Source organism: Streptococcus mitis (assembly GCF_023109515.1).
Classification (GTDB): Bacteria; Bacillota; Bacilli; order Lactobacillales; family Streptococcaceae; genus Streptococcus; species Streptococcus mitis_CS.
Window position 1 is genome coordinate 56,836 of sequence record NZ_JALDUM010000001.1, and the last position, 24,234, is coordinate 81,069.

24 protein-coding genes and 1 pseudogene are annotated in these 24,234 nt (G+C 41.9%); 16 read left to right on the plus strand and 9 right to left on the minus strand.

Annotation, left to right across the window (positions count from 1 at the left end; genetic code table 11):
- Nucleotides 1–70: 70 nt before the first annotated feature.
- Nucleotides 71–451, minus strand: a complete 381-nt coding sequence (locus M1G05_RS00395) for a MarR family winged helix-turn-helix transcriptional regulator (protein ID WP_247952680.1) — start codon at nucleotides 449–451, stop codon at nucleotides 71–73.
- 282 nt (nucleotides 452–733) lie between these two features.
- On the opposite strand from M1G05_RS00395, the gene M1G05_RS00400 reads away from it, so the two are divergent.
- Together M1G05_RS00400 and M1G05_RS00405 are read left to right on the plus strand one after the other, a co-directional pair.
- A complete protein-coding gene (locus M1G05_RS00400; RefSeq protein WP_004235226.1) occupies nucleotides 734–1,108 on the plus strand; it encodes a CidA/LrgA family protein in 375 nt (124 codons plus the stop codon).
- Complete coding sequence (locus M1G05_RS00405; RefSeq protein WP_001288948.1) at nucleotides 1,105–1,800, plus strand: LrgB family protein; 696 nt, start codon at nucleotides 1,105–1,107, stop codon at nucleotides 1,798–1,800. The genes M1G05_RS00400 and M1G05_RS00405 overlap by 4 nt, the downstream gene beginning before the upstream one ends.
- A 42-nt stretch (nucleotides 1,801–1,842) precedes the next feature.
- On the opposite strand, the gene M1G05_RS00410 is transcribed toward M1G05_RS00405, so the two are convergent.
- The 5 genes from M1G05_RS00410 to M1G05_RS00430 all read right to left on the minus strand — a co-directional run bounded on the left by M1G05_RS00410 (nucleotide 1,843) and on the right by M1G05_RS00430 (nucleotide 6,825).
- Nucleotides 1,843–3,194, minus strand: a protein-coding gene (locus M1G05_RS00410; protein WP_247952681.1) for an IS3 family transposase whose coding sequence is annotated in 2 segments (ribosomal slippage) — nucleotides 1,843–2,753 and nucleotides 2,753–3,194 — 1,353 coding nt in all. Because the reading frame shifts where the segments join, the coding sequence is not laid out codon by codon here.
- Between the two features lie 97 nt (nucleotides 3,195–3,291).
- Nucleotides 3,292–4,839: a streptosactin export ABC transporter GggC gene (gene gggC / locus M1G05_RS00415; protein WP_247952682.1), complete on the minus strand. Its 1,548-nt coding sequence runs from the start codon at nucleotides 4,837–4,839 to the stop codon at nucleotides 3,292–3,294.
- Nucleotides 4,840–4,976: 137 nt separating this feature from the next.
- Nucleotides 4,977–5,744, minus strand: a complete 768-nt coding sequence (locus tag M1G05_RS00420; RefSeq protein ID WP_247952683.1) for a hypothetical protein — start codon at nucleotides 5,742–5,744, stop codon at nucleotides 4,977–4,979.
- A gap of 15 nt (nucleotides 5,745–5,759) precedes the next feature.
- Complete coding sequence (locus M1G05_RS00425; RefSeq protein WP_000054197.1) at nucleotides 5,760–6,455, minus strand: ABC transporter ATP-binding protein; 696 nt, start codon at nucleotides 6,453–6,455, stop codon at nucleotides 5,760–5,762.
- 4 nt (nucleotides 6,456–6,459) lie between these two features.
- Nucleotides 6,460–6,825: a GntR family transcriptional regulator gene (locus M1G05_RS00430; protein ID WP_247952684.1), complete on the minus strand. Its 366-nt coding sequence runs from the start codon at nucleotides 6,823–6,825 to the stop codon at nucleotides 6,460–6,462.
- A 139-nt stretch (nucleotides 6,826–6,964) separates the two neighbouring features.
- On the opposite strand from M1G05_RS00430, the gene nrdR reads away from it, so the two are divergent.
- The 13 genes from nrdR (at nucleotide 6,965) to recG (ending at nucleotide 20,619) form a co-directional block, all read left to right on the plus strand.
- Entirely contained in the window at nucleotides 6,965–7,438 is a 474-nt protein-coding gene (gene nrdR / locus M1G05_RS00435) for a transcriptional regulator NrdR (protein WP_001203672.1), read from the plus strand.
- A complete protein-coding gene (locus M1G05_RS00440; protein WP_247952685.1) occupies nucleotides 7,439–8,608 on the plus strand; it encodes a DnaD domain protein in 1,170 nt (389 codons plus the stop codon).
- Complete coding sequence (gene dnaI / locus M1G05_RS00445) at nucleotides 8,609–9,505, plus strand: primosomal protein DnaI (RefSeq protein WP_247952686.1); 897 nt, start codon at nucleotides 8,609–8,611, stop codon at nucleotides 9,503–9,505.
- Nucleotides 9,502–10,215 carry an NADPH-dependent oxidoreductase gene (locus M1G05_RS00450; protein ID WP_247952687.1) on the plus strand — a complete coding sequence of 238 codons (714 nt, stop codon included), beginning with the start codon at nucleotides 9,502–9,504 and terminating at the stop codon, nucleotides 10,213–10,215. The genes dnaI and M1G05_RS00450 overlap by 4 nt, the downstream gene beginning before the upstream one ends.
- A gap of 13 nt (nucleotides 10,216–10,228) precedes the next feature.
- Nucleotides 10,229–11,539, plus strand: coding sequence for a ribosome biogenesis GTPase Der (gene der / locus M1G05_RS00455; RefSeq protein ID WP_001207696.1), 1,311 nt, complete (start codon nucleotides 10,229–10,231; stop codon nucleotides 11,537–11,539).
- Nucleotides 11,540–11,625: 86 nt separating this feature from the next.
- On the plus strand, nucleotides 11,626–11,961 hold the full coding sequence (locus M1G05_RS00460; RefSeq protein WP_247952688.1) for a hypothetical protein: 336 nt from the start codon (nucleotides 11,626–11,628) through the stop codon (nucleotides 11,959–11,961).
- Between the two features lie 32 nt (nucleotides 11,962–11,993).
- Nucleotides 11,994–12,281, plus strand: a complete 288-nt coding sequence (locus tag M1G05_RS00465) for a hypothetical protein (RefSeq protein WP_247952689.1) — start codon at nucleotides 11,994–11,996, stop codon at nucleotides 12,279–12,281.
- 145 nt (nucleotides 12,282–12,426) lie between these two features.
- Entirely contained in the window at nucleotides 12,427–14,940 is a 2,514-nt protein-coding gene (gene secA, locus M1G05_RS00470) for a preprotein translocase subunit SecA (protein ID WP_001274073.1), read from the plus strand.
- An 80-nt stretch (nucleotides 14,941–15,020) separates the two neighbouring features.
- The gene (locus tag M1G05_RS00475; RefSeq protein WP_247952690.1) at nucleotides 15,021–16,052 is read left to right on the plus strand and encodes a 3-deoxy-7-phosphoheptulonate synthase; all 1,032 of its coding nucleotides are present in this window, start codon (nucleotides 15,021–15,023) and stop codon (nucleotides 16,050–16,052) included.
- A gap of 1 nt (nucleotide 16,053) precedes the next feature.
- Nucleotides 16,054–17,085, plus strand: coding sequence for a 3-deoxy-7-phosphoheptulonate synthase (locus tag M1G05_RS00480; protein ID WP_247952691.1), 1,032 nt, complete (start codon nucleotides 16,054–16,056; stop codon nucleotides 17,083–17,085).
- Nucleotides 17,086–17,129: 44 nt separating this feature from the next.
- A complete protein-coding gene (gene acpS / locus M1G05_RS00485; RefSeq protein ID WP_247953310.1) occupies nucleotides 17,130–17,492 on the plus strand; it encodes a holo-ACP synthase in 363 nt (120 codons plus the stop codon).
- Nucleotides 17,482–18,585: an alanine racemase gene (gene alr / locus M1G05_RS00490; protein ID WP_247952692.1), complete on the plus strand. Its 1,104-nt coding sequence runs from the start codon at nucleotides 17,482–17,484 to the stop codon at nucleotides 18,583–18,585. The genes acpS and alr overlap by 11 nt, the downstream gene beginning before the upstream one ends.
- An 18-nt stretch (nucleotides 18,586–18,603) precedes the next feature.
- The gene (gene recG / locus M1G05_RS00495) at nucleotides 18,604–20,619 is read left to right on the plus strand and encodes an ATP-dependent DNA helicase RecG (RefSeq protein WP_247952693.1); all 2,016 of its coding nucleotides are present in this window, start codon (nucleotides 18,604–18,606) and stop codon (nucleotides 20,617–20,619) included.
- 501 nt (nucleotides 20,620–21,120) lie between these two features.
- On the opposite strand, the pseudogene M1G05_RS10105 reads toward recG, so the two are convergent.
- The 3 genes and pseudogenes from M1G05_RS10105 to M1G05_RS00505 all read right to left on the minus strand — a co-directional run.
- Nucleotides 21,121–21,224 (minus strand): annotated as a pseudogene (locus tag M1G05_RS10105) (Rpn family recombination-promoting nuclease/putative transposase); the annotation flags it as partial.
- 4 nt (nucleotides 21,225–21,228) lie between these two features.
- Entirely contained in the window at nucleotides 21,229–22,116 is an 888-nt protein-coding gene (locus M1G05_RS00500; protein ID WP_060628662.1) for an Rpn family recombination-promoting nuclease/putative transposase, read from the minus strand.
- Nucleotides 22,117–22,257: 141 nt separating this feature from the next.
- The gene (locus M1G05_RS00505) at nucleotides 22,258–22,809 is read right to left on the minus strand and encodes a GNAT family N-acetyltransferase (RefSeq protein ID WP_060628661.1); all 552 of its coding nucleotides are present in this window, start codon (nucleotides 22,807–22,809) and stop codon (nucleotides 22,258–22,260) included.
- Between the two features lie 283 nt (nucleotides 22,810–23,092).
- Here M1G05_RS00505 and M1G05_RS00510 point away from each other — a divergent pair, with 283 nt between their 5' ends.
- Entirely contained in the window at nucleotides 23,093–24,073 is a 981-nt protein-coding gene (locus M1G05_RS00510; protein WP_060628660.1) for an acetylxylan esterase, read from the plus strand.
- The last annotated feature ends 161 nt before the right edge of the window (nucleotides 24,074–24,234 follow it).

Consider the following 24,234-nt stretch of genomic DNA (forward strand, 5'->3'; position numbering starts at 1 on the left):
TTATTTTACTCCTTGTAAAAGAGAATGTCAAGAAAAATGATTGCGCACGCAACTTTTTTCTAAAATCATCTTAAATCAAGAAATCTAAACCAGTTTCCAAGCTTGCTTCGACAGCCTTTTGTAGAGTGGCCAGTGTCTTTTGCCCATCACTTGTCAGGCAGATAAAGCTAGAGCGTCGATCTTGATCACAACACCTGCGACTAAGCAGACCACAATTTTTGGCTTCTAAGCGAGCCACCATCCGAGAAACAGCGCTCGGGCTCAGATGAAGCTTATCTGGCAGGTCAATCTGGCGTAGAGATTTTTCTTGAGCCAAGTCCAGATAGTAGAGGAGGTAGAATTCTTTCAAGGTCAGACTTTGCTCGCTCTGCTGGGCAATAGTCTCTTCCAAGAGGTTTTCAATTTCTTTCTGACGCCGATTGAAGTCAAACCATTTTTCTAAATAGGTCATAGTATCTCCTTTCTTTTTAGAGTTATAAGATAGAAGAATGTCCATTAACGGACAGTCTCTGCATCACAAGATGATTGCGCATGCAATAATTATACTACTTTTCAAAAGAGCTGGCAAGAAAGACGCTGAAATCTTTTATCCTAAATTACGCTGTTTTCACTAGTCTTTAATTGTCTGTATCCCCTTTCTTCTCTAATTTTTAATGACTCTTGTGCATTTCCTTGAAATTTTCTGAAAAAAGAGTAAACTGGTATGCAAGAAGTCTATTTCGTGGAGTTTAGGATGAAATTATATGTTCAATTAATGATTCTCTTTGTGATTTCTCTAATCGGAGAGGGAATCTCTAGTTTCTTTCATTTGCCCATCCCAGGCAGTATTATCGGTTTGATTATTCTCTTTCTCGCCCTACAATTCAAGTGGCTGAGAACTAGGCATGTCAATATGGTGGGGAATTTCTTGCTGGCCAATATGACCATTCTCTTTTTGCCGCCAGCAGTGGGAATCATGGAGAAGTTTGATGTGATTGCTCCCTATCTCTTGCCAATTGTTTTGATTGTCTTTTTTGCAGCAGTCATCAATATTATCCTCATAGCCTTGGTGGTTCAGTTCATTAAGCGACGGTTTGAGGGAGATTATGAGAAAGGAGATACCAAATGAGTGAATTTGTTTCCAATCCCCTGTTTGGGCTTGCCCTGTCTATCCTAGCCTATCTAGTGGGAATGCTGATTTACAGACGTTTTCCCCATCCATTGACAACGCCCTTGCTTTTGTCAGCTGTTTTTATTATCATCTTTCTAAAGCTGACAGGTATTTCTTACCAAGATTACTACCAAGGTGGGGTTTATTTGAACAACTTGATTGTCCCATCGACAGTGGCTCTGGGGATTCCTCTTTATAAGAGTTTTCATCTGATGAAGCACCATGCTCGGAGTATTCTCTTTGGTAGTTTGTTAGCGGTAGTGGTCAATACATCTTTCACAGCCCTTGTGGCTAAGATTTTTGGCATGGACTTTTTCCTAGCCATTTCTCTCTTTCCTAAGTCAGTAACAACCGCCATGGCAGTGGGAATCACAGAAAAATTGCAAGGTTTGACGACTGTGACCTTGGTCGTTGTAGTGGCGACTGGGATTTTAACCAGTGTCATCGGCCCAACACTCTTGAAGTGGTTGAAAATTGACGATCCAGTAGCTGTTGGTCTTTCCCTTGGAGGAACAGGCCACGCAGTTGGAACAGGAACAGCCTTTCGATACGGCTCTGTAGCAGGAGCCATGGGTGGCTTGGCTATCGGTGTCACTGGTATTCTCTATGTCTTTGTCAGCCCTATCGTAGCCAGTTTGATATTGAGTTAAAAAGCAAGGAATTGTACTGACCCCCAAAAGTTGGACAAATAATTATTGAAAGGATTTAGTTCTGTATTGCACAGGGCTAAGTCCTTTTAGTTTGACTTTAATTCGTTTGTTGTTGTAGTAATCAATGTAGTCCACAATAGCTTGTTCAAGGTCTTCTAAAGACCTAAAGTGCTTCTCATAACCATAAAACATTTCAGATTTCAAAATGCCAAAGAAGGACTCCATCATGCCATTGTCTGGGCTGTTGCCCTTGCGTGACATGGATGCTTGAATTCCCTTACTCTCTAGGAACCGATGATAAAAATCGTGTTGGTATTGCCAGCCTTGATCGCTATGGAGAATCGTATGCTCGTAGTGTTTCTCTGTAAAGGCCTGGTTTAACATAGCTTTCACTTGTTCTAAGTTTGGTGAAGTTGAAAGATTATAGGCGATAATTTCGCTATTAAATCCATCTAAAACTGGCGATAAATAGAGTTTCTGTGTGCTATTTGGAATGGCAAACTCTGTCACATCCGTATAGCACTTTTCCATTGGCCTTGATGCTTCAAACTGACGTTGAATGAGATTCTCTGCTTTCTTACCAATCTCTCCTTGGTAGGAAGAATACTTTCGTTTCCGGCGAATTCGAGCTGTTAAACCAAGGACTTTCATCAGACGTTGGACCTTCTTATGGTTTACTATATGACCACGATTCCTCAATTCAAGAGTAACTCTACGATAGCCATAATTTCCTTTATGGTCATTATAAATGGCCTGAATTTCGGTTTTAAGCTCTTTATCTTTATCAAGCCCATCCAGTTGTTTCAACTGATAATAGTAAGTTGAGCGAGCTAAACGTGCTGTTTCAAGAAGTAAATCTAGTCGAAATCCTCCTGAAGCCATTTCTCTAATTGTCTCTGCCTTTCTCGCTCTAAGGCTTCGTCCCTGTCTTCCAGCTCTTTTAACTTTTTTAGGTAGGCCACCTCAGTCCGTAAGCGTTCATTCTCCTCTTGGAGTCGCTCTAGTTCTGTCATTTTTTCCCAGGTTTTCTTCCGTTTACGTCCCATTTTAGTTGGTCTCCCTCTTGTTTTCTCAACAATAGTATACCCGTTTTTCTTATATTGTGCTAGCCAATTTGGAAGCATACCACGATTTGGGAGAGCATATTTGAGAGAAACTCTATCTTGAGACCAGTTTTCATGTAAGACTTTATTAATCATTTCTTGTTTTAAATGAGGAGAATAGTAACGATTTTTCCCTTTTTTGACGAACTCTATTCCGTAACGATCAATCAATTTAATCATGTACCTAAGATTAGAATTGTTTATCTCAAATTTATTTGAAAGCTTCTCTAAGCTATATCCTTGTTTTCTAAGTTCATAGATCTGAACTTTATCTTCATAACTCAATTTCATAATAAAACACCCCAAAAGTTAGATTTTTTCTGTCTAACTTTTGGGGTGCAGTTCAAATTCGGGTTCCTTGCTTTTTAAAATCGTATGTTATAGACTATTACTTTTCTTTGCTTAAGTGAATGACTTGGTCATAGTGTTTTAAGTCTTCTTCCGTGTAGTGGTGAATGACTTCAATGACTGTTTGAGGTAGGGAGAAGAGCAAGTCGCTAATTTTTCTGCTATTTTCCGAGTCAAGATTGGCCTTAATCTCATCTGCTAAGATGAGTTGGCTATCATGGTAGAGGGCTCGAGCGATTTCGAGGCGTTGTTTCTCGCCACCAGACAGACTATCATTGCTGAGCGTTCGATTTTTCAAATGTTCTAATCCTGTTTTTTTGAGGATATGATTTAAAGTCTCTGGATTTTTATCTAGTCCTAGAAGGATATTGTCGTCCAGAGATAGCGTGTCAAAGTAATGGCTATCTTGGAGGATATAGGAACTAAAGCTTGTGATTTCTTGACGTGACAGGTTTTGACCAGCAAAGCTAATCTGACCACTTGTTGGTGTCTCTTCTCCATGAATGATATTGAGCAAGGTTGTCTTACCAGAGCCACTTTCCCCGATAATGGCAATTTTTTCTCCTTGCTTGATGTGTATGGAAATCGGAGATAAGAGGACATTCCCATCTTTTTCTAAGGAGATGCTGTTAAGCTGGATAGGGAAAATGTTTTCTATGCTTCTAGGCGAGATGAAGTCAGACTGGCCCAAAAGTTTTTGGTATTTGTTGAGAAGAGTTCGAGTCGCTTTTCGGGTGTTGGTAAAGTAAGCCAACTCTTGGAATTGATAGCCGATATTATAGGAAACTAGATAGATGGCCACAAAACTCGCCGCATCTAAATAATTATAGTAGGTCATAAAGCCACCGATGACGATTGGTGTGACAGAACAAAAGGCATCGATGCTATTGATCAAGAGACTGTTTAAAGTTCGTTGCTTTTCATAGTTAATTTCGGTATCTAGACTGGTTTGTAATTGCTTTTGGTAGCGAGTAAAAAAGAAATCTTGCCCCTGATAATGGCGAATTTGTTGGTTACCACCAATAAAATTTGTCAAGCTTGCTAAGTAGCTCTGGTTAACAGTGGACCGCTTTTCAGAAAGTGAATCCAAACGCTTTGATCCGATAGCACTGCAGAGTACAGGAAAGGAGTAGAAGAGGATGAAAATCAAGCCCAAGTAAAAATTGGTCCATAGGGCATAGAGAATGGACACAGTTGTGAAGCCAAGAGAAGAAATGATGATGACCGTTGGCTCAATATAGTTTTCTTCTAGTTGCTTGACGTCGTTTTCTAGGTCAGACAAAATATCCTTTTCATCAATCTCATAACTGTTTAAAAATCGCTTGAAAATAGCACTCTTGATTCCATATTTGAAGTCAGTAATCAAACGGGCGTAGTAATAGCGTTTCCCAGCCAAACCTAATAAAAGGATGAGGTTTCCAAGGATTCCCAAAATCAAAACTTTCCAAAGAAGTCCTAGTTCTTGATTGGTAAAACTAGCAACAATATTCTGAACAAGGGCTGGTGTGATAATCGCTTCTAGCCAAGTAATGGCAATAGAAAAGAAGTAAAGTACGAGGTGTTTCTTAGTAACAAATCTTCTCAGCATAAAGAGTTGACCTCCTTATCGATATACATGTAATCAGTTTTAAAGTTATTATACTCCTTTTTATCAAATACGTCATATAAAAATGGAATGATTGAGGTCGAAAAAAGCCTAGCGAGTTATTATCGCTAGGCTCTGAATTATTGCAAATTAACCTTGTTTCTTAAAATATAGTAGGTTCCGAGGTAAAAAATAGCTATGAATATGAGTTCTTCAAAAATGCCCGTACTTGCTCCCATATAGAAATTATCATTAAATCCTGCAAGTGAATTGACATAGAAGTTAGCACTGGTATTGAAGAAGACTTCAATAAATCCAATGACGATTTGGAGCCCAATGTAGGCTACAACAGCAAGTGCTGTGCGGTATTCATTGAAAAGTTGTCCAATGGAAATAGCCAAGTAGATGCAGAGGATACTGGAAATGGTATTTAGTAGGAGGGATAACCCCACAAGAGAGAGTTGAGGAAGGTATGTTCCTACAAGTGGGAACCAGTCATAATGTGACATCCATTCTGGAACCGTTATAGTCACAATAAGAAAAGCACTTAGAGCCAGTACAGCCGAGCTAAGGATAGACCAGATGACGGCTCCGATTAATTTAGCAGTGATGATATAGTGCTCAGAAACTGGCAAGGTCAAAGTCAGATAGCCTTGGCGGTCATAGACACTACCTTTGAAGCGTTTGATAATCAAGAAAAGAGTTGAAATCCCAAGTGTAAGCATCAAGCCACCAAAGACTGTAGCTAGAAAAAGTAGCATAGTAGGTTGACTTTCTTTGACAGGTAGATTGTTATAATGTTGTGTCTGTATTCCGATAAGGGCAGAAAGGGCTAGAACAGCAGCGTAGAGGGCTAAATACCACTTGTTGACATTTTTAAATTCGTAGCGAACTAAATTCCAAAACATAATAATCTCCTTTGCTTAGGCCTTAAATTCCTGACGGAAGAGTTGGTCAATGGATTCACCTGACTCATAGCGAATATCATCTACATTTCCTTGACGGACGACTTTTCCGTCTTTGAGGAAGACAATTTCATCTAAGATTGGCTCGATATCAGAAATCAAGTGGGTAGAAATCAAAACGGTAGAAGTTGGGGAGTAGTTGTTGATAATAGTATTGAGGATATACTCACGGGCTGCTGGGTCCACCCCACCAATGGGTTCATCCAGAACATAGAGACGAGCATCACGGCTCATAACCAAAATCAGTTGTACCTTTTCTTTGTTACCTTTTGATAGTTTCTTGAGACGACTATTTTCATCAATTCCGAGATCTGCAAGTAGATGGTGGGCGCGTTCAAGATTGAAATCTTTATAGAAGGTCTTGAAGTAGGTTAGGGCTTCTTTGACCTTCATTTGCTCATTGAGATAGGTCGTATCCGGCAAATAAGCCACGATGGCCTTGGTTGCTGGGCTTGGGTCCATATCGTTGATAAGGACACGTCCTTGATCTGGTTGTAAGAGGCCATTGATTAGTTTAATCAGGGTTGTTTTTCCTGAGCCGTTTGGCCCAAGGAGACCGACAATTTTTCCAGCTGGGATGTCAAGAGAAACATTTTCAAGGGCTGGGGTTGCTCCATAAGATTTGGATACATTTTCAAATGCTAGTAATGACATAGGCTTAAACTCCTTTAATATAATCGCCGACTACGCATGGTAGTTCTTCTTTTTCATAGCCAAAATGGGTCATGGAGGAAACGAAGTGTTCCAATTCTTCTTCCGATAATTGTTTGCGCGATTGGGCGATCAGCTCCTTATCTTCAGTCACAAATCGTCCAGTTGTCCGTTTGCTGTAAACAAATCCTTCTCGTTCGAGGTCTGACAAGGCTCTTTGGATGGTGTTGGGATTGACACCAGCCTCGCTCGCCAGCTCCCTCACGGTTGGAAGTTGTTGATTGGGTTCCAGTGCATGGGAGACAATCTGAAGCTTGATTTTCTCCATAATCTGTAAATAAATGGGTTTTTTGTTGTCAAATGTCCAGGACATCTTGGTCTCCTTTCTTTTATCTCTTTGTCTTAATTGAATAATACAACAAAACAAAAAACTTGTCAAGCAAAAAGAAGAATTGTTTTGGTAATCGCTTAAAAAATGGTATAATGAAAAGAAAACGATAAGGAGGGAAAGGATGCGTTGTCCAAAATGTGGGGCTACCAAGTCAAGTGTTATCGATAGTCGCCAAGCAGAAGAAGGGAACACCATTCGTAGAAGACGTGAGTGCGATGAATGCCAACATCGTTTTACAACCTACGAACGGGTAGAAGAAAGAACCTTAGTGGTTGTTAAAAAAGATGGCACACGGGAACAATTCTCCAGAGATAAAATCTTTAATGGAATTATCCGCTCAGCCCAGAAACGTCCTGTGTCAAGTGATGAAATCAACATGGTAGTCAATCGTATCGAACAGAAACTCCGTGGTCGAAATGAAAATGAAATTCAAAGTGAGGACATTGGTTCACTCGTCATGGAGGAGTTGGCTGAACTGGATGAGATCACCTATGTACGTTTTGCCAGTGTCTATCGTAGTTTTAAGGATGTCAGTGAGTTAGAGAGCTTGCTCCAACAAATCACTCAATCCTCTAAAAAGAAAAAGGAAAGATAAATGAAGCCAATTGACCGTTTTTCTTATCTAAAGAATAATCGGGTGTCGCAAGATACCTTATCTCTGGTACAGTGCTACCTCCCGATTATCGGTCAGGAGGCGCTGAGCCTTTATCTTTATACGATTAGTTTTTGGGATAATGGCAGAAAGGAATATCTTTTTTCAAGCATTCTTAACCATCTCAACTTTGGGATGGATAGACTGATAAAATCCTTGAAAATCCTATCTGCTTTTAATCTCCTGACCCTCTATCAAAAGGGGGACGTTTATCAGCTAGCCCTCCATGCTCCTCTATCTAGTCAGGACTTCTTGGAACATCCTGTTTATCGTAGACTTTTGGAGAAAAAAATTGGCGATGCAGCTGTGGAGGATTTGAAAGTTGAAAGTGCTGATGGTGAAGAAATACCTGTCTCACTCAATCAAGTCTTTCCAGATTTGGCAGAACTAGGAAATCAAGAAGACCTTGGTCTCAAGAAGAAAGTGGCCAACGATTTTGACTTAGATCATTTTCGTCAGCTTATGGCTCGAGATGGGCTTCGCTTTGCGGATGAGCAGTCCGACGTCTTAAACCTCTTTGCCATTGCTGAGGAGAAGAAATGGACTTGGTTTGAGACCTATCAATTGGCCAAGTCAACAGCTGTTTCTCAGGTTATTTCAACCAAACGAATGCGGGAAAAAATCGCTCAAAAACCTGTTTCCTCTGACTTTAGTCCTAAGGAAGCAACCATTATCAAAGAAGCAAAAAGTAAAACCGCCTTGCAGTTCTTGGCAGAAATCAAGCAGACACGCAAGGGGACCATTACCCAAACAGAAAGAGAACTCTTGCAACAAATGGCTGGCTTGGGCTTGCTGGACGAAGTCATCAATATCATTCTCTTGTTGACCTTTAATAAGGTGGATTCAGCAAATATCAATGAGAAATATGCCATGAAGGTGGCTAATGACTATGCCTATCAAAAGATACATTCGGCAGAAGAGGCAGTCTTGCGCATTCGTGAACGAGGACAGAAGAATCAGGCTCAAAAGGCCAGTAAACCCAGTCCTACCAAGTCCAATGTACCCAAGTGGAGTAACCCAGATTATAAGAATGAAACCAGCGAGGAAACTCGTCTGGAACTAGAACGTAAGAAACAAGAACTATTAGCTCGATTAGAAAAAGGAGGAGATTAGATGGAAAGTGTCGGAGACGTACTCAAACGTCAACCTAGCCGTTTTCATTATCAAGATTTAGTCCAGAAAATCATGAAGGACCCTGATGTTGCGGCCTTTATCCAGCAAGAATCCCTTACTCCAGAGGAATTGAATCGCAGTATCTCCAAGTTTAATCAGTACATCACCGAGCGTGACAAATTTCTCCGTGGGGATACGGATTATATTGCCAAAGGCTACAAGCCTATTTTGGTTATGAATCATGGCTATGCGGATGTTTCTTATGAAGAAACTCCTGAACTAATCGCGGCTGAAAAAGAAGCGGCTATTAAGAATCGTCTCAAGTTAATCAATCTGCCAGCTAGTCTCAGGAAAGCTAGTCTAGCTCAAGTTGACTTGGATGATTTGGGTCGCTTGCCAGTTTTTGAAAAGCTATTAGCCTTTGTGGAGCAATATCCAGCTATTCGAAAAGGTCTTTACTTGTATGGAGACTTTGGTGTGGGTAAAAGTTTCATGGTGGCTGCCTTAGCCCATGATTTATCAGAAAAACGTGGTGTTTCCTCCACTCTTCTCCACTATCCTAGCTTTGTCATTGATGTCAAAAATGCTATCGGTGATGGCAATGTCAAGACCTTGGTGGATGAGATTAAGCTTTCTGAAGTCCTGATTTTAGATGATATTGGTGCCGAGCAATCAACAGCTTGGGTGCGGGATGAAATCCTACAAGTCATTCTCCAATATCGGATGCAGGAAAATTTATCGACCTTTTTCACTTCCAACTTCAACTTTGAAGAATTGGAGCAGCATTTTGCTAAAGGGAAACATGGAAATGACGAAACCTGGGAAGCCAGACGCGTTATGGAACGCATCCGTTTTTTGGCTGAGGAGACTCGTTTAGAAGGAGTAAACCGTCGATGACAGAAACGATTAAACTGATGAAAGCTCATAAGTCTGTTCGAAGATTTAAGGAGCAAGTCCTTCCTCAAGAAGACTTGACTGAAATCCTGACAGCAGCCCAGATGGCCTCGTCTTGGAAGAATTTTCAATCCTACTCTGTGATTGTAGTACGAAGTCAAGAGAAGAAGGATGCCTTGTATGAATTGGTGCCTCAAGAAGCCATTCGCCAGTCTGCTGTTTTTCTTCTTTTTGTCGGAGATTTGAACCGTGCAGAAAAGGGAGCACGACTCCATACGGATACCTTCCAACCCCAAGGTGTAGAAGGTCTCTTGATTAGTTCGGTCGATGCGGCTCTTGCTGGTCAAAATGCCTTGCTGGCAGCTGAAAGCTTGGGCTATGGTGGTGTCATTATCGGTTTAGTTCGATACAAGTCAGAAGAAGTAGCAGAGCTTTTTAACCTGCCTGACTACACCTATCCTGTCTTTGGGATGGCGCTGGGTCTGCCAAATGAAGAACATGAAGTCAAACCTCGCTTGCCATTGCATCAGGTGGTATTTGAGGAAGAATACCGAGAACAGTCAACTGATGCAGTCGAAGCTTATGACCGTGTACAGGCTGACTATGCTGGAGCGCGTGCGACCACAAGCTGGAGTCAGCGCCTAGCGGAACAGTTTGGTCAAGCTGAACCAAGCTCAACTAGAAAAAATCTTGAACAGAAGAAGTTATTGTAGAAAGTGAGAAATTATGGCCCTACCAACTATTGCCATTGTAGGACGTCCCAATGTTGGGAAATCAACCCTATTTAATCGGATCGCTGGTGAGCGAATCTCCATTGTAGAAGACGTCGAAGGAGTGACACGTGACCGTATCTATGCAACGGGTGAGTGGCTCAATCGTTCCTTTAGCATGATTGATACAGGAGGAATCGATGATGTCGATGCTCCTTTCATGGAACAAATCAAGCACCAGGCAGAAATTGCCATGGAAGAAGCCGATGTTATCGTCTTTGTCGTGTCTGGTAAGGAAGGGATTACCGATGCAGACGAATACGTAGCCCGTAAACTTTATAAGACCCACAAACCAGTTATCCTCGCGGTTAACAAGGTGGACAACCCTGAGATGCGAAATGATATCTATGATTTCTATGCTCTCGGTTTGGGTGAACCACTGCCTATCTCATCTGTCCATGGTATCGGTACAGGGGATGTGCTAGATGCCATCGTAGAAAATCTTCCAAATGAATATGAAGAAGAAAACCCAGATGTCATTAAGTTTAGCTTGATTGGTCGTCCTAACGTCGGAAAATCAAGCTTGATTAACGCTATTTTGGGAGAAGACCGTGTTATTGCTAGTCCTGTTGCTGGAACAACACGTGATGCCATTGATACCCACTTTACAGATACAGATGGTCAAGAGTTTACCATGATTGATACGGCTGGTATGCGTAAGTCTGGTAAGGTTTATGAAAATACCGAGAAATATTCTGTCATGCGTGCCATGCGTGCTATTGACCGTTCAGATGTGGTCTTAATGGTCATTAATGCGGAAGAAGGCATTCGTGAATACGACAAGCGTATCGCAGGATTTGCCCATGAAGCTGGTAAAGGGATGATTATCGTGGTCAATAAGTGGGATACACTTGAAAAAGATAACCACACTATGAAAAACTGGGAAGAAGATATCCGTGAGCAGTTCCAATATCTACCTTACGCACCGATTATCTTTGTATCTGCTTTGACCAAGCAACGTCTCCACAAACTGCCTGAGATGATCAAGCAAATCAGCGAAAGTCAAAACACACGTATCCCATCAGCTGTCTTGAACGATGTGATTATGGATGCTATTGCCATCAATCCAACACCGACAGACAAAGGAAAACGTCTCAAGATTTTCTATGCGACCCAAGTGGCAACCAAACCACCAACCTTTGTCATCTTTGTCAACGAAGAAGAACTCATGCACTTTTCTTACTTGCGTTTCTTGGAAAATCAAATCCGCAAGGCCTTTGTCTTTGAGGGAACACCAATCCATCTCATCGCAAGAAAACGCAAATAAAAAAGTAGAATCTGGAATGACATTTCCAGATTTTTTTGATAGAATGAAGTTGAAGAAAGCGCTATCAAATAGAGAGGGAGCTGGTGATGAAACATTTGTTTAAATTGATAATCTTATTTCCCTGGTTTTACTTTTTCAGCTGGATTGAAAAGGCCAACAGAAATAGTAAATTTTTCCCAATTTTTTACTATTTTTACTGGTTTTACATCCCCCTCTATGCTCTTTTTAGCCTTGCTTGGACAGTTATTTCAGTTCTGTTTTTCAATATCGTCTTGAGAAATTTGACAGATATCAAGTTATGGGGCATTTGGTTTCTTTTTATTCTGCTAGCTATTGGTCTGAATAGGTCAACTTATTTCTGTTTCAAAAAAATGCTTCGCTTGAGACGAGAACTCGGGAAGTCTAAAGTGGGGAGACATTGATTTATATAGTTTTTGTTGATAGGAGGTGGCTTATGGCACATCTAAAATCATTTATTACACGCTATTCCAAGGTCTATATTGGTTTAGTTCTGCTGATCTGGCTTGCTTTCTTCTTTGTCCCTTGGGGCAGTCCGGTTCTGGGGATAAGGATTGACATCTTCATCATACAGAAAGTCTTGCTAGTTTTTGGCATTCTGTCCATTTTGATGGCCTTGCTGTCCAAGAAAGTCAGTCTCTTTGTTTTTGGGCTTATCTGCTGTCTTTCTCTTTGGATAAATCTATTTATCCTATTTGCCATTTTGCCGATTTTTGGCAATTAAAGTATCGTAAAAGTCAGAGAGGTTAGCTTGGAAACTAGCCTCTTTTTCCTTTTCAAAATGGGGATTCTTCCTTGAAAATAATCAGTAATTGTGCTAAAATTAAAAGAACATTCTAAAATATTCGGAATTTAAAGTAAGGAAAAACATGGCTAATATTTTAAAAACAATTATCGAAAATGATAAAGGAGAAATCCGTCGTCTGGAAAAGATGGCTGACAAGGTTTTCAAATACGAAGACCAAATGGCTGCTTTGACTGACGACCAACTAAAAGCAAAAACAGTTGAATTTAAAGAACGTTATCAAAATGGAGAATCACTGGATTCATTGCTTTATGAAGCATTTGCGGTTGTCCGTGAGGGTGCCAAACGTGTCCTAGGTCTCTTCCCATATAAGGTTCAGGTCATGGGAGGGATCGTTCTTCACCATGGTGACGTGCCAGAAATGCGTACAGGGGAAGGGAAAACCTTGACTGCGACCATGCCCGTATACCTCAACGCCCTTTCAGGAAAAGGGGTCCACGTAGTTACGGTCAATGAATACCTGTCAGAACGTGACGCGACTGAGATGGGTGAATTGTACTCATGGCTTGGTTTGTCAGTAGGGATTAACTTGGCCGCCAAATCTCCAATGGAGAAAAAAGAAGCCTATGAGTGTGATATTACTTATTCAACTAACTCAGAAATCGGATTTGATTACCTACGTGATAACATGGTCGTTCGTGCTGAAAACATGGTACAACGTCCGCTTAACTATGCCTTGGTCGATGAGGTTGACTCAATCTTGATTGACGAGGCGCGTACACCATTGATCGTATCAGGTGCTAACGCTGTTGAAACCAGTCAGTTGTATCACATGGCAGACCACTATGTAAAATCTTTGGACAAAGACGACTACATCATCGATGTGCAGTCTAAGACTATTGGTTTGTCTGATTCAGGGATTGACAAGGCTGAAAGCTATTTCAAGCTTGAAAATCTTTATGACATCGAAAACGTAGCTCTTACTCACTTTATCGATAACGCCCTTCGTGCCAACTACATCATGCTTCTCGATATTGACTATGTGGTGAGCGAAGAGCAAGAAATCTTGATCGTCGACCAATTTACAGGTCGTACCATGGAAGGTCGTCGTTATTCTGATGGCTTGCACCAAGCGATTGAAGCTAAAGAAGGTGTGCCAATTCAGGATGAAACTAAGACATCTGCCTCAATCACTTACCAAAACCTCTTCCGTATGTATAAGAAATTGTCTGGTATGACGGGTACAGGTAAGACTGAGGAAGAAGAATTCCGTGAAATTTACAACATTCGTGTTATTCCCATCCCAACAAACCGTCCTGTTCAACGTATTGACCACTCAGACCTTCTTTATGCAAGTATCGAGGCTAAGTTTAAGGCGGTTGTCGAAGACGTTAAGGCTCGTTATCAAAAAGGTCAGCCTGTCTTGGTTGGTACAGTTGCGGTTGAAACCAGTGATTACATTTCTAAGAAATTGGTCGCAGCTGGCGTTCCTCACGAAGTATTGAATGCTAAGAACCACTATAAAGAAGCCCAAATCATCATGAATGCTGGTCAACGTGGTGCTGTTACCATTGCAACCAACATGGCCGGTCGTGGTACCGACATCAAGCTTGGTGAAGGGGTTCGCGAATTGGGAGGACTTTGTGTTATTGGTACAGAGCGTCATGAAAGCCGTCGTATCGATAACCAGCTTCGTGGACGTTCAGGTCGTCAAGGAGACCCAGGTGAGTCACAATTCTACCTATCTCTTGAAGATGATTTGATGAAACGTTTTGGTTCTGAACGTTTGAAGGGAATCTTTGAACGCTTGAACATGTCTGAGGAGGCGATTGAGTCTCGTATGTTGACGCGTCAGGTTGAAGCAGCTCAAAAACGTGTTGAAGGAAATAACTACGATACTCGTAAACAAGTCCTTCAATACGATGATGTCATGCGTGAACAACGTGAGATTATCTACGCTCAACGTTACGACGTCATCACTGCAGACCGTGACTTGGCACCTGAAATTCAGGCAATGATCAAACGCACGATTGGTCGTGTCGTTGATGGTCATGCGCGTGCCAAACAAGATGAAAAACTAGAAGCAATTTTGAACTTTGCTAAGTACAACTTGCTTCCAGAAGATTCTATTACGATGGAAGACTTGTCAGGCTTGTCTGATAAGGCCATCAAAGAAGAACTTTTCCAACGTGCCTTGCAAGTTTACGATAGTCAGGTTTCAAAACTACGCGATGAAGAAGCAGTTAAAGAATTCCAAAAAGTCTTGATTCTACGAGTGGTGGATAACAAGTGGACAGATCATATCGATGCCCTCGATCAATTGCGTAACGCGGTTGGACTTCGTGGCTATGCTCAGAACAACCCTGTTGTTGAGTATCAGGCAGAAGGTTTCCGTATGTTCAATGATATGATTGGTTCGATTGAGTTTGATGTGACACGCTTGATGATGAAAGCACAAATTCATGAACAAGAAAGACCACAAGCAGAACACCATATCAGTACAACAGCGACTCGTAATATCGCTGCCCACCAAGCAAATATCCCAGAAGATTTGGATTTGAGCCAGATTGGACGGAATGAACTTTGCCCATGTGGTTCTGGTAAGAAGTTTAAAAACTGTCACGGAAAAAGACAATAAAATGAGATAGTTTAGAGGCGGATACCTTGTGAAAAGTAAATTTTTACTTGGTATCCGTTTGCTTTATAAGGAGATGAGTTATGGTATTTACAGCAAAAAGTCCTAAAATTAATATTGAAGAAGTTCGTGCCTTATCAAAATTAGAAGGTCAAGCTTTGGAGAGAAAATCACAGCGCGATCAAGAGCTAGAAGCCATTATACGTGGAGAAGACCAGAGAATTCTCTTGGTAATCGGACCATGCTCATCTGATAATGAAGAAGCTGTCCTTGAGTACGCTAAGCGTTTGGCGGTCCTACAAGAAGAAGTAGTAGACCGTATCTTTATGGTTATGCGTGTTTATACAGCCAAACCTCGTACCAACGGAGATGGCTACAAGGGCTTGATTCACCAGCCTAATGCGGCAGAAGCCCCTAGCCTCATCAACGGAATCAAAGCTGTTCGCCATCTTCACTATCGTGTCATCACAGAAACAGGTATGACGACAGCTGACGAAATGCTTTATCCTGAAAATCTTCCGCTTGTGGATGATTTGATTTCTTACATGGCGGTTGGTGCCCGTTCAGTTGAAGACCAGCAACACCGCTTTGTGGCAAGTGGGGCAGATTTCGCGACTGGCTTTAAAAATCCAACATCTGGAAATCTCAATGTTATGTTTAATGGGATTTATGCTGCTCAAAACAAACAAAGCTTCCTTTTCCTAGGAAAAGAAGTGGAAACAACTGGGAACCCGCTTTCGCACGCCATCCTTCGTGGAGCGACCAATGAGTATGGTAAGAATATTCCCAACTACTACTATGATAATTTGATGGATACCATTGCCCAGTATGAGAAAATGGGCTTGGAAAATCCCTTTATCATTGTGGACACCAATCATGACAACTCTGGTAAACAATACATGGACCAGATTCGAATTGTTCGTCAGACCTTGATTAACCGTGATTGGAATGAAAAAATCAAGCAGTACGTTCGTGGCTTTATGATTGAGTCTTATCTAGAAGACGGCCGTCAAAACGAACCAGAAGTATTTGGCAAGTCGATCACAGACCCTTGCCTTGGCTGGGAAAATACGGAAGCCCTTGTCAGAGAAATCTACCAAACGCTAGGAGAATAGTATGGCATTTATTGAAAAAGGTCAAGAAATCGATATTGAAGCAATCAAGGCGGAAACCCAATTGTCTGCGGAAGCTTTGCGATTAAAGGAGCGTCGTGATAGAGAATTAGCAGACATCATTTCAGGAGAAGATGACCGTATCCTTTTGGTGATTGGTCCTTGCTCTTCTGATAATGAAGAGGCTGTCCTGGAATATGCCCGCCGTTTGTCCGCCTTGCAAAAGAAGGTGGCGGACAAGATTTTCATGGTTATGCGTGTTTATACTGCTAAACCTCGTACCAATGGAGATGGTTATAAGGGTTTGGTTCACCAACCTGATACGTCAAAGGCGCCTAGTTTGATTAATGGTTTACAGGCTGTGCGCCAGTTGCACTACCGCGTGATTACAGAGACTGGTTTGACAACGGCAGATGAGATGCTTTATCCGTCAAATCTGGTCTTGGTGGATGACTTGGTCAGCTACCATGCTGTTGGAGCTCGTTCTGTGGAAGACCAAGAGCACCGCTTTGTGGCTTCAGGAATTGATGCACCAGTGGGGATGAAAAATCCAACCTCAGGAAACCTTGGGGTCATGTTTAACGGTATTTATGCCGCTCAGAACAAACAGATCTTCCTCTTCCATGGCCAAGAAGTTGAGACTTCAGGAAATCCCTTGGCTCACGTCATCCTTCGTGGAGCAGTTAATGAATATGGGAAAAATGAGCCTAACTTTTACTATGAAACCCTGCTAAATGCCATTGAGCGCTATGAAGCCATGGGACTTGAAAATCCCTTTATCCTCATTGACACCAACCATGATAACTCAGGCAAGCAATATATGGAGCAGATTCGAATTGTTCGCCAGACTTTGCAGAATCGTGATTGGAATGAGAAGATTAAAAAGATAGTTCGAGGCTTTATGATTGAATCTTACCTAGCAGATGGTCGTCAAAATCAACCAGAGGTCTTTGGTTGTTCCATTACCGATCCTTGCCTAGGTTGGGAGAACACAGAGGTCTTGGTAGAAGAAATCTATGCTACCTTGACAAAATAAGTGAAAAGGATGGAGTTGGGGAATCTCAACTCCTTTTGATGAGAATGATAGTTGGACACGGAATTGACATCGAAGAATTGGCTTCGATAGAAAGCGCAGTTATACGACATGAAGGCTTTGCTAAGCGCGTGCTGACCGCTAAGGAAATGGAACGGTTTAACAGTCTTAAAGGGCGCAGACAAATCGAATATTTAGCTGGCCGCTGGTCGGCTAAGGAGGCATTTTCCAAGGCTATGGGAACGGGTATTGGAAAAATCGGTTTTCAGGATTTGGAAGTCTTGAATAATGAACGCGGGGCGCCTTATTTTAGTCAGGCACCATTTTTAGGAAAGATTTGGCTGTCTATCAGCCATACCGATCAGTTTGTGACAGCCAGTGTCATTTTGGAGGAAAATCATGAAAGCTAGTCCACATAGACCAACCAAGGCTCTGATTCATCTGGGAGCTATTCGACAAAATATTCAGCAAATGGGGGCTCATATCCCTGAAGGAACGCTCAAGTGGGCTGTGGTCAAGGCCAATGCCTATGGTCATGGAGCTGTTGCCGTTGCTAAGGCGATCCAGGACGATGTTGATGGTTTTTGTGTTTCCAATATTGATGAAGCTATTGAACTCAGACAGGCTGGACTCAGGAAGAAAATCCTCATTTTAGGAGTTTCTGAAATCGAAGCTGTTGCTCTAGCTAAAGAATACGACATCACCATGACAGTGGCTGGACTGGAGTGGATTCAAGCACTCTTATCTAGGGAGGAAGACCTAGCAGGTTTAACAGTTCACCTCAAGATTGACTCAGGAATGGGACGAATTGGTTTTCGAGAGGCTAGTGAAGCTGAGCAGGCTCAAGACTTGCTCCAACAACACGGTGCTCGTGTTGAAGGAATATTTACCCACTTTGCTACTGCTGACGAGGAATCAGATGGCTACTTTAATGCCCAGTTAGAACGGTTTAAAACTATTTTGGAAAGTATGAAAGGTCTTCCAGACTTGGTTCATGCTAGCAATTCTGCAACGACTCTTTGGCATGCAGAGACTATTTTCAATGCGGTCCGTATGGGAGATGCCATGTATGGTCTTAATCCTAGCGGAGCGGTCTTGGACTTACCTTATGACTTGAAACCAGCCTTGACCTTGGAGTCTGCTCTGGTTCATGTCAAGACAGTTTCAACTGGAGCTTGTATGGGCTACGGAGCTACCTATCAGGCAGATAGCGAGCAAGTCATCGCGACTGTGCCAATCGGCTATGCGGATGGTTGGACACGAGACATGCAGAATTTCTCTGTCTTGGTAGATGGCCAAGCTTGCCCAATAGTCGGGCGGGTTTCTATGGACCAAATCACCATTCGTCTGCCTAAGCTTTATCCCTTAGGAACAAAGGTAACCTTAATTGGTTCTAACGGGGACAAGGAAATTACAGCTACTCAGGTAGCGACCTACCGTGGGACTATTAACTACGAGGTCGTTTGTCTCCTCAGCGATCGCATTCCGAGAGAATATTATTAGAAAAGAAAGGAGTGGAGCATGAATCTACATCAACCCTTGCATGTCTTACCTGGTGTGGGATCAAAGTCAGCAGAAAAGTACGCCAAACTAGGAATTGAAAGTTTGCAAGACCTCTTGCTCTACTTTCCTTTCCGTTATGAAGACTTTAAAACCAAGCAGGTGTTGGAACTGGAAGACGGAGAAAAGGCGGTTTTGTCTGGTCAAGTCGTGACTCCTGCCAGTGTTCAGTATTATGGTTTCAAGCGAAATCGCCTGCGTTTTAGCCTCAAGCAGGGAGAAGTCGTTTTTGCGGTTAATTTCTTTAACCAGCCCTATCTAGCTGATAAGATAGAGTTGGGAGCAACCCTTGCTGTCTTTGGAAAATGGGACCGTGCCAAGGCTAGTCTGACTGGAATGAAGGTCCTGGCTCAGGTGGAAGATGACCTCCAGCCTGTCTATCGTCTGGCTCAGGGAATCAGTCAAGCCAGTCTGGTCAAGGTCATCAAAACGGCCTTTGATCAGGGCCTGGACCTCTTGATAGAGGAAAATCTGCCCCAGTCCTTGCTGGACAAATACAAACTCATGTCCCGTTGTCAGGCCGTTCGTGCTATGCATTTCCCCAAGGATTTGGCAGAATACAAGCAGGCCCTTCGCCGTATTAAATTTGAGGAACTCTTTTATTTCCAAATGCAGTTGCAGACGCTCAAGTCTGAAAATAGAGTTCAGGGAAGTGGTCTGGTTCTGAATTGGTCTCAGGAAAAGGTGACAGCTGTCAAAGAAAGCTTGCCTTTTTCCTTGACTCAGGCTCAAGAAAAGAGTTTGCAGGAAATTTTGACCGATATGAAGTCGGACCACCACATGAATCGTCTCCTACAAGGGGATGTGGGGAGCGGAAAAACGGTAGTCGCTGGCTTGGCTATGTATGCGACAGTGACGGCTGGCTACCAAGCAGCTCTCATGGTGCCAACAGAAATACTTGCTGAGCAACACTTTGAGAGTTTGAAGAGTCTCTTCCCAGACCTAAAACTTGCTCTCTTGACAGGTTCCTTGAAAGCTGCAGAAAAGAGAGAAGTCTTGAAGACTATTGCTAAGGGTGAGGCTGATTTGATTATCGGAACTCACGCTCTGATTCAGGATGGGGTGGATTATGCTCGCCTTGGCTTGATTATTATTGATGAGCAGCACCGTTTTGGTGTGGGGCAAAGGCGTATCTTAAGAGAGAAAGGTAATAATCCAGATGTCCTCATGATGACGGCGACTCCCATTCCACGGACGCTAGCCATCACAGCCTTTGGGGATATGGATGTTTCCATTATCGACCAGATGCCAGCAGGACGAAAACCTATTGTGACACGCTGGATTAAGCATGAGCAACTACCTCAGGTCTTGACTTGGTTAGAGGGGGAAATTCAAAAAGGTTCTCAAGCCTATGTCATCTCTCCCTTGATTGAAGAATCAGAAGCTCTGGATTTGAAAAATGCCATTGCCTTATCAGAAGAGTTGACAGCTCATTTTGCAGGTAAGGCAGAAGTGGCTCTTTTACATGGTAAGATGAAGAGTGATGAAAAAGACCAGATAATGCAGGATTTCAAAGAGAGAAAAACGGATATTCTAGTTTCGACAACGGTTATTGAGGTTGGGGTCAATGTTCCCAATGCGACCGTCATGATTATCATGGATGCCGATCGTTTTGGGCTCAGCCAGCTTCACCAGCTCAGAGGTCGTGTCGGTCGGGGGGACAAGCAGTCCTATGCTGTTCTCGTTGCTAATCCTAAGACGGATTCTGGGAAAGACCGCATGCGTATCATGACAGAAACCACCAATGGATTTGTCCTTGCGGAGGAAGATTTGAAAATGCGTGGTTCAGGTGAAATTTTTGGAACCAGACAGTCAGGACTTCCAGAGTTCCAAGTTGCTGATATTATCGAGGATTTTCCGATTTTAGAAGAAGCTAGAAAGGTTGCTAGCTACATTAGTTCGATAGAAGCTTGGCAAGAGGATCCAGAATGGCGCATGATTGCCCTTCATTTGCAGAAGAAAGAACATCTAGATTAAGCTTTTTCTAAGGAAATCTTAAGCTAGCTTTCAGGTTTGGCCCTTATACTAGAGTCATCAAAAAGAAACGAGGACTCTCACATGACAGTAACGATCAAAGTAAATTACCAAACCACTTTCCAAAAGAAAGAAGCGACAAACTGATATAAATAGAAGGAAGAAAGAGCGGAAATGCTCTTTTTTTGTTCCTAAAAGCACAATTTATTGAATCTAAAATAGCACACTGCGGATTCTAAAAAATTTCTAGAAATTATAGTAGATTGAATCCGAAATAGTCCACCGAGTTTTCTAAAACCTTGCTAGAAATTAGCTTGAATTCCGTAATCAATTTGTTCAGTTTTTATTTCATTTGATTATAATTTGACTTTCCTAATTTCTTTGTTCATATCTTATTTCAATACACCATATCTTACTATTTCAGAGCCCACATCTAGCATAACTAAAAAAGCAGATTCTTCCATCTATTACGGAAAAATCTGTCATTGATTAAATGATTTACAAAAACTCCAACCAAGGCTTGCGAACCTCGTCTTTGCTGGTTCCTCTACATTTTTTAATTCCAAAAATGCCATCTTGACTAGATGATGTTCTTGACAGTTAGTGCTGGTCTTATAACAATGCCTCAAACTCAGCGACAGTCATGCCCAATTGCTCACTCGCAAATTCGGAAGTTAAAACATGTTGGCGTACTAAATCTAGAAAGGTAAAGACTTTCCCACGCTCCAGTCCCTGTTCAATCCCTTCTGCCCTAGCAGTTTCCAAGGCATAGTCCTGTGCTAACAAGGCTTGTTCTTCACGCATACGTAGTTGACTAAACATTTTCCTGTCCTCCTCGGACCAGCTCTTGTAGTCTAGCAGTTGGTCTGCCTGGCTGATGGCTCGCTCGGGTTCCTGAGTAAAGGGTTTATTCCCAAAAAACTCCAACCACGGTTTGCGAACGCTATCCTTGCTGGTTTCTTTGTATTTTTTTAGTTCCAAGAACGCCATCTTGACTAGATGATTTTCTTGTCCATTGTTTGTGATGGTTAAGACCTCACCTGTCGTGTCTTCGCGCATACTAAAGCTATGAAAAGCCAAATCATCTGAGAAGTAATTGCTATCCACGATAGCAATAGCATAAACTGGTGCGATATGTTTGTAACTCTGGTGTGTATCACCTTCTCGCTGACGAATTTTTTCTAGATTTTGATTGACCTGACTGCACAGGTAAGCCCACAGGCGATTGATGAAAAAATTCTGATGATGTACCTGAATCTCAATAATTACTTGAGTGCCATTGTCCAACTCCGCCAAAACATCTATACTGGTATAAAAATCCTGTGCTGAGTACGGCAGGGAAGGTAAGACGTGAATGTTACTTCCCTCCAAAATCGTCACATTTTTTGCTGGCAAGTCCAGCATATCGCGAATAAATTGACAAGTGATTTCTGGATTGCTAAAGATTTTCTTAGCAACCAAGTCATTGGTTGGACTGATGCCCGGATGTCTGAGAATCATCCATTCCCTCCTTCTATTATACCATATTTTAAAATCTAATTTTGCTAGATTCGATGGTTCTATCTATTTATTCGGAAAAAAGAGGATAAATGAAATAGTAAATAAAAAATAAGAACAGCGGATAAGCAATAAATTTTAAGCTTATATGTCTTCTCCGCTTATCTGATAATAAATAAGGTCCGCAATATAGCCTTTTCTCTCTACCCCATTTGCTACAGTCTTTAGATAGAACATTCCAGCCTTCTCCATGACACGGCCTGAAGCTAGGTTGAGACTGGCATATCGAGCTTTGACTTTTTGAAATCCTGCTTGAGTAAAACAAAAGTCCAACACAGCTTTTAAGGCCTCTGTCATAAGACCACGACCCCAATAGTTTTTTCCTAAAACATAGCCAATTTCACAACTTAAATCTTCCTCGTGCATTTCAACGATGCTGATATCTCCTATCACTTGTTCTGGGTTTTCTTTGAGGTAAATGGCCCATTTGTAATAGTTGGGATTGGCATAGGAAGCAACCCAATTACGAATCGAGTTTCGAGTGACCTCAACATCAGGATGCGGATCCCAGGTGACGTAGGTTAGATTCTCAGCAGACGAAGCCCAATTTTGAAACATAGCTTCTGCATCACTCTCCACAAATCTTCTCAAAATCAAACGTTCTGTCTGTAACATTTGCGTACCGATTGCTTTCATGATGTTACCTCGCTTTCTGATAAATGATTCTCTGTCCAATCGCCATTGAAACTATAGTATATCGAGATAAGCTGTAGACAAATCAACTGGGACATTCACATTAATTTCTAAAAATACTTTAGAAGTTAATTGGTACTATTCTAGATTCAATTGATTATACTTTCTGTCAGTAGGTTTGAAGAAAGGAAAGCTAAATTCACTTTCTATTTACCCTTCTTTCTTGCAATGCTTTTCTAGATATGCTACAGTTGTGATAGCGATTACAAAATAAAAGGAGCATGTTATGAAAAATCTAGCTTTGTTAGAAGAAATCAAGACTTATAGAGGACGGGATGAGGTTCCAGAAGACTTTGATGCTTTCTGGGATGAGGAAGTGAAAAAAGTTTCAACTCTTCCAGCCTACCAGTTGGAGGAAAGAAATTTCCACATTCCTCAAGTTAAGTGCTATGAGTTAACGTTTGAAGGAACCAATGAAGGCAAGGTTTATGCACGCGTCGTTCTTCCAAAGAGTGAGGAGAAGGTTCCACTAATCTTCCATTTCCATGGTTATATGGGACGTGGTTGGGACTGGGCAGACATGCTAGCCTTCACCGTAGCCGGTTATGGTGTTGTTTCTATGGATGTGCGGGGGCAGTCGGGTTACTCACAAGATGGCTTGCGTTCTCCACTAGGAAATACGGTCAAGGGTCACATTATCCGTGGTGCCGTTGAAGGTCGAGACCAGCTCTTTTATAAGGATGTTTATCTGGACATTTACCAGTTGATCGAAATTGTTGCTAGTCTGCCTCAGGTAGATGAGAAGCGCCTTTCTAGCTATGGTGCCTCACAAGGAGGGGCTCTAGCCTTGGTTGCGGCAGCTCTCAATCCTCGAATTGAGAAAACTGTTGCCATCTATCCTTTCTTGTCAGACTTCAGACGGGTGCTTGAGATTGGGAATACTAGCGAGGCTTACGACGAACTTTTTCGTTATTTCAAGTTTCATGACCCCTTCCATGAAACTGAGGAGGAGATCATGGCGACCCTTGCTTATATCGATGTGAAAAATCTTGCCCATCGTATCAAGGGTGAGGTTAAGATGATTACGGGCTTGGACGATGATGTTTGCTATCCTATTACCCAGTTTGCGATTTACAATCGGCTGACCTGCGATAAGGCCTATCGTATCATGCCTGAGTATGCTCATGAAGCTATGAATGTTTTTGTCAATGACCAAGTCTACAACTGGCTCTGTGGCAGTGAGATTCCTTTTAAGTATGTAAAATAATGAATGAGAGAGCCTAGTAGCTCTCTTTTTGTGTAAGGGAGTTGAAAGTACTTTCAAAAAAAGCCAGAAAAGCAAAATATTTCTAAAAATAGAATCTATTATAGATCAACATAGAGAGAAATGTATTATTTTATTATATAATAAAGAAAAGTCTAGATTTT

What these genes read in the sequence shown, in the direction of transcription:
- M1G05_RS00405 (WP_001288948.1), top strand. Translation starts at nt 1,105, where the DNA reads ATGAGTGAATTTGTTTCCAATCCCCTGTTTGGGCTTGCCCTGTCTATC.
- M1G05_RS00475 (WP_247952690.1), top strand. Translation starts at nt 15,021, where the DNA reads ATGGTATTTACAGCAAAAAGTCCTAAAATTAATATTGAAGAAGTTCGT.
- M1G05_RS00440 (WP_247952685.1), top strand. Translation starts at nt 7,439, where the DNA reads ATGAAGCCAATTGACCGTTTTTCTTATCTAAAGAATAATCGGGTGTCG.
- M1G05_RS00510 (WP_060628660.1), top strand. Translation starts at nt 23,093, where the DNA reads ATGAAAAATCTAGCTTTGTTAGAAGAAATCAAGACTTATAGAGGACGG.
- alr (WP_247952692.1), top strand. Translation starts at nt 17,482, where the DNA reads ATGAAAGCTAGTCCACATAGACCAACCAAGGCTCTGATTCATCTGGGA.
- acpS (WP_247953310.1), top strand. Translation starts at nt 17,130, where the DNA reads ATGATAGTTGGACACGGAATTGACATCGAAGAATTGGCTTCGATAGAA.
- M1G05_RS00425 (WP_000054197.1), bottom strand. Translation starts at nt 6,455, where the DNA reads ATGTCATTACTAGCATTTGAAAATGTATCCAAATCTTATGGAGCAACC.
- M1G05_RS00480 (WP_247952691.1), top strand. Translation starts at nt 16,054, where the DNA reads ATGGCATTTATTGAAAAAGGTCAAGAAATCGATATTGAAGCAATCAAG.
- nrdR (WP_001203672.1), top strand. Translation starts at nt 6,965, where the DNA reads ATGCGTTGTCCAAAATGTGGGGCTACCAAGTCAAGTGTTATCGATAGT.
- M1G05_RS00505 (WP_060628661.1), bottom strand. Translation starts at nt 22,809, where the DNA reads ATGAAAGCAATCGGTACGCAAATGTTACAGACAGAACGTTTGATTTTG.
- M1G05_RS00420 (WP_247952683.1), bottom strand. Translation starts at nt 5,744, where the DNA reads ATGTTTTGGAATTTAGTTCGCTACGAATTTAAAAATGTCAACAAGTGG.
- M1G05_RS00500 (WP_060628662.1), bottom strand. Translation starts at nt 22,116, where the DNA reads ATGATTCTCAGACATCCGGGCATCAGTCCAACCAATGACTTGGTTGCT.
- M1G05_RS00465 (WP_247952689.1), top strand. Translation starts at nt 11,994, where the DNA reads ATGGCACATCTAAAATCATTTATTACACGCTATTCCAAGGTCTATATT.
- gggC (WP_247952682.1), bottom strand. Translation starts at nt 4,839, where the DNA reads ATGCTGAGAAGATTTGTTACTAAGAAACACCTCGTACTTTACTTCTTT.
- M1G05_RS00460 (WP_247952688.1), top strand. Translation starts at nt 11,626, where the DNA reads ATGAAACATTTGTTTAAATTGATAATCTTATTTCCCTGGTTTTACTTT.
- secA (WP_001274073.1), top strand. Translation starts at nt 12,427, where the DNA reads ATGGCTAATATTTTAAAAACAATTATCGAAAATGATAAAGGAGAAATC.
- M1G05_RS00400 (WP_004235226.1), top strand. Translation starts at nt 734, where the DNA reads ATGAAATTATATGTTCAATTAATGATTCTCTTTGTGATTTCTCTAATC.
- M1G05_RS00395 (WP_247952680.1), bottom strand. Translation starts at nt 451, where the DNA reads ATGACCTATTTAGAAAAATGGTTTGACTTCAATCGGCGTCAGAAAGAA.
- recG (WP_247952693.1), top strand. Translation starts at nt 18,604, where the DNA reads ATGAATCTACATCAACCCTTGCATGTCTTACCTGGTGTGGGATCAAAG.
- dnaI (WP_247952686.1), top strand. Translation starts at nt 8,609, where the DNA reads ATGGAAAGTGTCGGAGACGTACTCAAACGTCAACCTAGCCGTTTTCAT.
- der (WP_001207696.1), top strand. Translation starts at nt 10,229, where the DNA reads ATGGCCCTACCAACTATTGCCATTGTAGGACGTCCCAATGTTGGGAAA.
- M1G05_RS00450 (WP_247952687.1), top strand. Translation starts at nt 9,502, where the DNA reads ATGACAGAAACGATTAAACTGATGAAAGCTCATAAGTCTGTTCGAAGA.
- M1G05_RS00430 (WP_247952684.1), bottom strand. Translation starts at nt 6,825, where the DNA reads ATGTCCTGGACATTTGACAACAAAAAACCCATTTATTTACAGATTATG.